The 6,682-nt window shown below is 48.3% G+C and carries 5 protein-coding genes; all 5 read left to right on the top strand.

Translation table 11 applies throughout. The features are described 5' to 3' along the window. Positions 1–394: 394 nt before the first annotated feature. From E0496_RS30240 to E0496_RS30220, 5 genes are read left to right on the top strand one after another with little or no spacing between them, the layout of a single operon-like run. Positions 395–1,156, top strand: a complete 762-nt coding sequence (locus E0496_RS30240) for an SDR family NAD(P)-dependent oxidoreductase (protein ID WP_141505702.1) — start codon at positions 395–397, stop codon at positions 1,154–1,156. Between the two features lie 17 nt (positions 1,157–1,173). Further along, positions 1,174–3,045, top strand: a complete 1,872-nt coding sequence (locus tag E0496_RS30235) for a sensor histidine kinase (protein WP_141505700.1) — start codon at positions 1,174–1,176, stop codon at positions 3,043–3,045. Continuing rightward, complete coding sequence (locus tag E0496_RS30230; RefSeq protein ID WP_141505698.1) at positions 3,042–4,331, top strand: ABC transporter substrate-binding protein; 1,290 nt, start codon at positions 3,042–3,044, stop codon at positions 4,329–4,331. Before E0496_RS30235 ends, E0496_RS30230 begins: the two co-directional genes overlap by 4 nt. 14 nt (positions 4,332–4,345) lie before the next feature. Then, complete coding sequence (locus tag E0496_RS30225; RefSeq protein ID WP_141505697.1) at positions 4,346–5,419, top strand: LacI family DNA-binding transcriptional regulator; 1,074 nt, start codon at positions 4,346–4,348, stop codon at positions 5,417–5,419. A gap of 60 nt (positions 5,420–5,479) precedes the next feature. Beyond that, positions 5,480–6,085, top strand: coding sequence for a DUF6891 domain-containing protein (locus tag E0496_RS30220; RefSeq protein WP_141505695.1), 606 nt, complete (start codon positions 5,480–5,482; stop codon positions 6,083–6,085). Positions 6,086–6,682: the final 597 nt, after the last annotated feature.

The raw sequence follows: 6,682 nt of genomic DNA, 5'->3' as shown, positions 1-6,682 counted from the left end.
CCTCCTGAGCTACCTTAATACGCTGCTCATCATAAAGAATATTGCTTTTCATACGCTTCATTCCCCCTCATCAATAGTGTACCTTATTGCACATTGATGACTCCAATCCAATTAGGGGGCTTAAGAGAAAGCCGCTATAAATATGGATCGAAGAGCCAAGAGCCAAGAGCCAAAAAGTTAAAGAGTCAAAGGGCCGTCCAGGCCGGAAGCCCTTCAGAGGAATTTTTCTTAAGGATTTCAAGCGCCTTGTCTATCTGAAATTTTTCAGTTATTTACTTATCATTCAGTTAACCTATTTATTGAATACGCTTTATAAAATGTTGTTTTTTTGGTAGCATAATTATTAGTAAATCGTATAACAAATTTATTTGAAATCAGAAGGGCGGCCGAGAAAATGCAAATTGACTTAACAAATAAAACTGCTTTAATTACAGGTGCAACTGGGGATTTGGGACGCGTGATGGCTCGTACGCTAGCCGGCTGTGGCGCTAACATCGTGCTGCACTACAATAATAACGAGACCAAGGCGAATGAACTGAAGCAGCAAATTGAAGCGATGGGCAGGCAGGCAATCATCGTGCAAGCGGATGTGACAAATGAGCAGCAAATTAATGCAATGAAGGCAAAAGCCACAGAAGGGCTGGGGCATGTAGACATTGTTGTCGCCAACGCGGTCATTCAGTATCAATGGACAAGCATTCTGGAGCAGCCTATTGCTGATTATGTGAGCCAATTTGAGTCTTGCGTGCTGCAAAGCGTCTTTTTGGCAAAAGCTTTCGTTCCGGCCATGATCGAGCGCGGCGGCGGAAGAGTAATTGGCATTAATACGGAATGCGCGATGCAAAATTTTGCCGGGCAATCCGCCTATACGGCTGGAAAGCGCGGCATGGATGGCGTGTACCGCGTGCTTGCGAAGGAGGCTGGCGAGCATCAGATTACGGTGAATCAAGTAGCACCGGGGTGGACGATCAGCGACCGCGACCGCGCTAGCGGGACCGAGGAGAATAACGACTACGCGCGCAGCGTTCCGCTTAAGCGTAGAGGAACGGATCAGGAGATCGCGAATACGGTCGCTTTTTTGGCATCGGATTTGGCCAGCTTCATTACGGGAGCTTACATTCCTGTCAACGGCGGAAACGTGATGCCTGCCATCTAGAATAAGGGAGCATGAGGATGAGTCTAAGAAAACGATCGTGGCGCATATGGGCAGCTTTTGGCGGCATGCGGATGGAGAAAAAGCTGTTTCTCGTGTTTTTATTGCTGATTACACTGCCTTTATCGTTTATTGGCTACATCTCCTACAGCAACTATTCACGCTCCATTGAGGAGAAGACGATCGTCTATTCGACCAAAATGCTGGAGAACATGATGGTCCGCGTTGACGATTATATTGAGGATATGGAACGGATCTCCTCTATCCCGGCTTACCAGGACGATATTAAGCAAAATCTGATTCGCTCGAATAGCTATTACGAGCAGCGTCAGCAGTCGACTGGGGACAATAGCAATCAAGTGCCTGACGATTTTGATCTGCTGTTATTAATCCAGCGGGGCATAGAAGGAAACATTTCATTTATAAATACGATAAAACGCGGGGCGAATTCGGTCTATATTTTTGACCAGTATGGGAACGGCTACTTCTCCACCGCCGGCGGCGGAATTCGCCTTAACGTCAAGGAAAGCTATGAGAACTGGCGAGAGCTCGTACAAACCTCGGGTGGGGAGGCTATGCTGTTCAGCACCCAGAAGTATACGAGCAATTTGCAAAGTACTCGGTATGCGTTCACTGTAGTGCGCAAGGTCATTGACAAATCGCTTAAAGCTATCGGAATGATTGCCGTGGATGCGAATATTAGTGTCATTGAAGATCAGATGAGCGAGCTTGATCAAGTAACAAACGGCCAGTCCGTTATCATTGATGAGCATGGAAATGTTGTTTACGATAGCGATAAATCTCGGATGGCAACGAATATCATGAATGATCCGACTGTGGTCTTGGCGGAGGGAGCCAAGGGGAGCTTCTACTTCGAGCAGGAGGGCATGAATCGGTTGTATATTTATACGACGTCGCCAAAAACAAATTGGAAGGTCATGACCTCTATTCCCGTAAGCGAGCTCACGAAGGATGCTGTTGTCATTCGCAACGTAACCTTAATCGCAACTATTATCACCATTTTTGTCGCGCTGTTTATCTCCGTTGTTTTTTCGTTTGCTTTGACGAATCCGCTGCGCAAAATGATGCGCATGATGAAAAACGTTCAAGAAGGCGATTTCAACGTGCAATTTCCAGTCAAATACCGGGACGAGGTCGGCCAGCTTGGTCATCAGTTTAACCGAATGATCGTGCGGATTGACCATTTGATTCAGGATATTTACGTCATGGAGACGAAGAAGAAGGAAGCGGAGCTGCATGCGCTGCAAAGCCAGATTAATCCTCATTTTATGTATAACACGCTGGAGTCGATTCGTATGGCTGCTGAATTGAACGATGATCACATGGCGGCTGACATGATTGCGATACTAGGGAAGCTGCTGCGCTACAGCATCAGCGATTTGCATGAGGAAGTGACGCTAGAGAACGAGACCTTGCATATGCGCAATTATGTCGAGATGCTGAATTACCGCTATCCGAATCGGTTCCAGCTGGAAACCCGGATATCGGAGGACCTTTGCAGTTATCCGATTATTAAGCTCGTGCTGCAGCCCATTGTGGAAAATGCGATCTATCATGGGATGGATGACCATAAGCCTTCTATGCGCATTGTCATGAGCACGGAGCGAACCGCTCATGCGCTATGGCTGCGGATAGCTGACGACGGGCTGGGGATGGACGAGGAAACTCTGGAGCGGCTCAACCGATCACTCGCAGGCGCACAAGAGAAAATAGCAAAGCGTAAATCAGGCGGCATCGGTTTGAAAAATGTGAATGAGCGCATTAAGCTCCACTATGGCCCTATGTATGGGCTGAAAGTAACGAGCGAACGGGGCCGGGGCACCGAGGTTATTTTACAGCTTCCATTAGAAGCAGGGAGAGAAGCAGAATGAGCAAATCCACGTATATGCTAGTGCTTGTTGTTCTGTTATGCAGCATTAGCATCGCGGGCTGTCAAAAGGGAAATCGTGGGGATACGGATAAAACCGAGCCGACAGGAAAAATCAGCCAAGAGGGGCCTGCCGTAACCTTAAATGTGTTGACCAACCGCGTTGATCTGATTGAAAATGGCGTATTTCAAACATATGCCGATCAATTCGCTGAGCTGCATCCCGGTGTCACAGTGACATTCGAAGGCTTACAAAACTATGCTAGCGATATCATGGTCCGGTTATCTACCCGAAATCTTGGAGATGTGCTGCTGCTGCCCAATAATATTAAAAATGAAGATTTGCCCGATTATTTTGAGCCGTTAGAGGACAATGTCTTTGAGCAAATTCGATTTTCCGATTTTAAGGCTTTTGGCGGACAGCGCTTCGGCATTGCGACCGGCGCTTCGACGACGGGCATCGTTTATAACAAAGTGGCCTTCAAGAAGGCTGGCATTGAGCAAATACCAACGACGATGGAGCAGTTTCTCGCAGCATGCGAGCAGTTGAAGCAGGCGGGCATCGTGCCTGTGTATTTGAATTACGGCGCCCAGTGGCCACTCATGACTTGGGGTGAGGATTTGGTCAGTTACATGACGGGCGATGCCGATTATTTGAATAACATGGCGAGCCAGGACGAGCCATGGGCAATTGACAATGCATGGGGGCAAGCGATCACGATTGTCAAAACGCTCATTGACCGCGGTTACGTAGAGAAGCAGCTGCTTACCAATCAATGGGAAACATCGAAGAAAGAGCTGGCCGATGGGCGGGCCGCCATGTATTTAATGGGTAACTGGGTCATTAACCAGATCATTGCCGCCGGTGCGAAATCAGAGGATATCGGATTTTTCCCCTTCCCTTACGATAATAGCGAGAAGCGCTTCGCGCCGCTCAGCCCGGATTGGTTTGTTGGCGTAAGCAAGTTCAGCAATAACAAGGAGCTGGCTAAAGCATGGGTGGAATTTTTTGTGAAGGAGTCCGGTTATGTCGATGATTCCGGCTTCTTGCCCGTAGTTGAAGACCGGCAGCCTTCTCTGCCGCAGTTCCAGCAGTTTTTATCATTCAACAGCGAGTTTCTGGAGCGCAAGGTCGCAAGCGATCTTCTACTCGATATCTCCAATACAGCGCAAATTGCATTCTGGTCCGGGGATTACATTCAGGAATGGATTGCCTCGCCTGACTTGAAGGCCGAATTCGATAAATACAATCAGCTCTGGAGAGAAGCTCGGAAAATTACGAACAGCTAAGGTGGAGTCATTCAATGTCTAAGAAAGTCACAATGCAGCAAATTGCCGATCATGTGGGCGTTTCCAAGTTTGTCGTTTCAAAGGCGCTATCGGGCAAGGGAGGCGTCAGCGAGGCAGCGCAGGAGCGGGTGATTCAAGCGGCGGCACAACTGGGCTATTTTTCGCAAAAGAACGCTTATGTCAAGACGATGAAGCTGGATCAGCTTCCGAAGGTGCCTGTCGCGAACAAGCAGTCGGTACTCGTCCTGATGCCGAATATCCGTTTTCAAACGAAGGAATCCCTGTATTGGGGGCGAATTCTGGATGGTATAGCTGCACGGCTGGAAGAGGACGGCTGCGGCATGGTCATTGTGTCGGAGCAAAGTGTTGACCATTTCCTGCATTTCCTGAACCCGAACGGCATATTGGGACTTATTGGCGTTGGAGAAATATCGACGCCGCTGCTGCTGGAGGTGCATCGCATCGGTTTGCCGATGGTGCTGGTGGATCATGAGGACATGCTTATTCCGAGTGACACGGTGTTTACGAACAACTACGAATCCATGTACCGGCTGACGCAGCATCTGATTGGCAATGGACATAGACTGCTCTTTTTTGTGGGAGATACGAATTATTCCAGAAGTTTTAAAGACAGGTACTTGGGATTCCGCAGTGCTTTGGAGGAGCAGGGGGACAGCAAGCTTGCGGGGAGTACGAGAGAGGAGCATCAGCTGTCGGTTGAAGGGTTCGAGCATGAGGACTTTGCAGAGCCAATACGGCAGTGGGCTGCGAAAAGACTAAAAGCAGGTACGCTGCCTACCGCGCTTCTATGCGCAAATGACAAAATTGCCATTGGGGCCATCTATGCACTGCAAGCGCTTGGCGTAGTCGTTCCTGGTGAGGTATCGGTTACAGGCTTCGACAATATTGAGGACTCGTACCGGTTGAAGCCTGCTTTGACAACCGTTCATGTACCCAAGGAGCTGCTCGGCAAGCGCGCGGTAGAGCGGCTGCTCGGACGTATCGCCAATATGAATGATCCGATGGAGAAGCTGCTGCTGACCGGACAGCTGCTGTACCGGGAGTCGACGGATCAAGCTGCGAGATAGAATTCAGTAATAAGTTAGAATATTTTAATCCAATACTTAAGATATGGAGGGAATGGAGATATGGCTATAACCTTGGACCCTAAAGATACGAGCAACCGCATTCACGAGCTTGTATGGGGCGGTTTCCATGCTGACGAGGATATCGAGTGGATCATCACTGAAGAATATTTGGACCCGGAGGAACTCAATTTGGAGGATTTCGCATGGGTAACGGCTGAGACGGCACGTGCTTGTGCCGAGAAGCAAGCTGCCGAGGAAAGCTGGCCTGAGCATACCGAATTTGACAGGCTCGAAGCGGTTTTCACCCAGCTTCGCGCAGACCATATTATCGCTCTGCATAAGGCTGGCAATACGCTTAGTGAGGGCCATGAAGATGTTCAGGAGATATGGCAGGAAGCGGGACGTTTTGATTCGGGCATCCGCGGCTGCTGTTTTTACCATTCGCAGGATGTCGAGGGTGCTGTTCATACCGGACAACTTTATCTTGCTTTCAGCGGAGGCATGATTCGCGAGCCTGAGCAGCGTGAAGCCAATACGCTCGCTGTTGGGAGCCGGATCGCAGAATTGCTGCAAGCGGCAGGGTTTGATACGGAATGGGATGGAAGTATCAACGATCGCATCAAGGTTAATCTTGGGCAATGGCGCAAGCGTGGTTTTTCTGTGTAAATGTTGGCTCAAAACCAAAATCAGTGCATGATGAGAATCCGTTTAGGTAGTGCAGCTGCTCGCTATACTGTATGTTTGCAGGATGGAGGTCCCTTTGTTTCGAGATGTCGCAGCTATCCTGTATCCCGTACAACATAAGCTCTGATCAATAGCCGAATGGACAAGCGAAGCCTAGATTCTGCTGCATAAGTGCAGGATAGGCACAAAAAGGGAGGTAAATACGGCAAAGTTATTGTGATCATGCAGGATAGGATAGGCAAAACATCTATCAGCAAGTGTACACAAAAGCGATAGATTGTGCATCCCGCATAGGTGATTCTAGAGCTACTACGCCACCATTACTTAACACGGAATCACAAACATGATAAAGCAGGTATTCTCATTAAATGTAATAGCCACCCGATACCAGGTTAATCGTCAAGCACTGATATTGAGAAAGAGCCTAAATGTTGAGAGAAAATAAAGTATTAGACTAGGACGTGTCTGAAAACTCATTACTGAGACAATTTGAAGATGGCAGCTACATATACAAACGACAAAAATGACTTGGCTAACTTGTCGTAACGAGTAGCCACACGTCGGAAGTGTTTGATTTTA

The sequence above is a fragment of the Paenibacillus luteus genome, assembly GCF_006542765.1.
In the GTDB taxonomy this organism is placed as follows: domain Bacteria; phylum Bacillota; class Bacilli; order Paenibacillales; family Paenibacillaceae; genus Pristimantibacillus; species Pristimantibacillus luteus.
Note: the sequence above shows the minus strand (reverse complement) of the source record. Positions and strands in the feature narration are given on the sequence as shown.

Bases quoted from the DNA above. Each gene is read 5' to 3' on its own strand.
- E0496_RS30240 (WP_141505702.1), top strand. From the start codon at position 395: ATGCAAATTGACTTAACAAATAAAACTGCTTTAATTACAGGTGCAACT.
- E0496_RS30235 (WP_141505700.1), top strand. From the start codon at position 1,174: ATGAGTCTAAGAAAACGATCGTGGCGCATATGGGCAGCTTTTGGCGGC.
- E0496_RS30230 (WP_141505698.1), top strand. From the start codon at position 3,042: ATGAGCAAATCCACGTATATGCTAGTGCTTGTTGTTCTGTTATGCAGC.
- E0496_RS30225 (WP_141505697.1), top strand. From the start codon at position 4,346: ATGTCTAAGAAAGTCACAATGCAGCAAATTGCCGATCATGTGGGCGTT.
- E0496_RS30220 (WP_141505695.1), top strand. From the start codon at position 5,480: ATGGCTATAACCTTGGACCCTAAAGATACGAGCAACCGCATTCACGAG.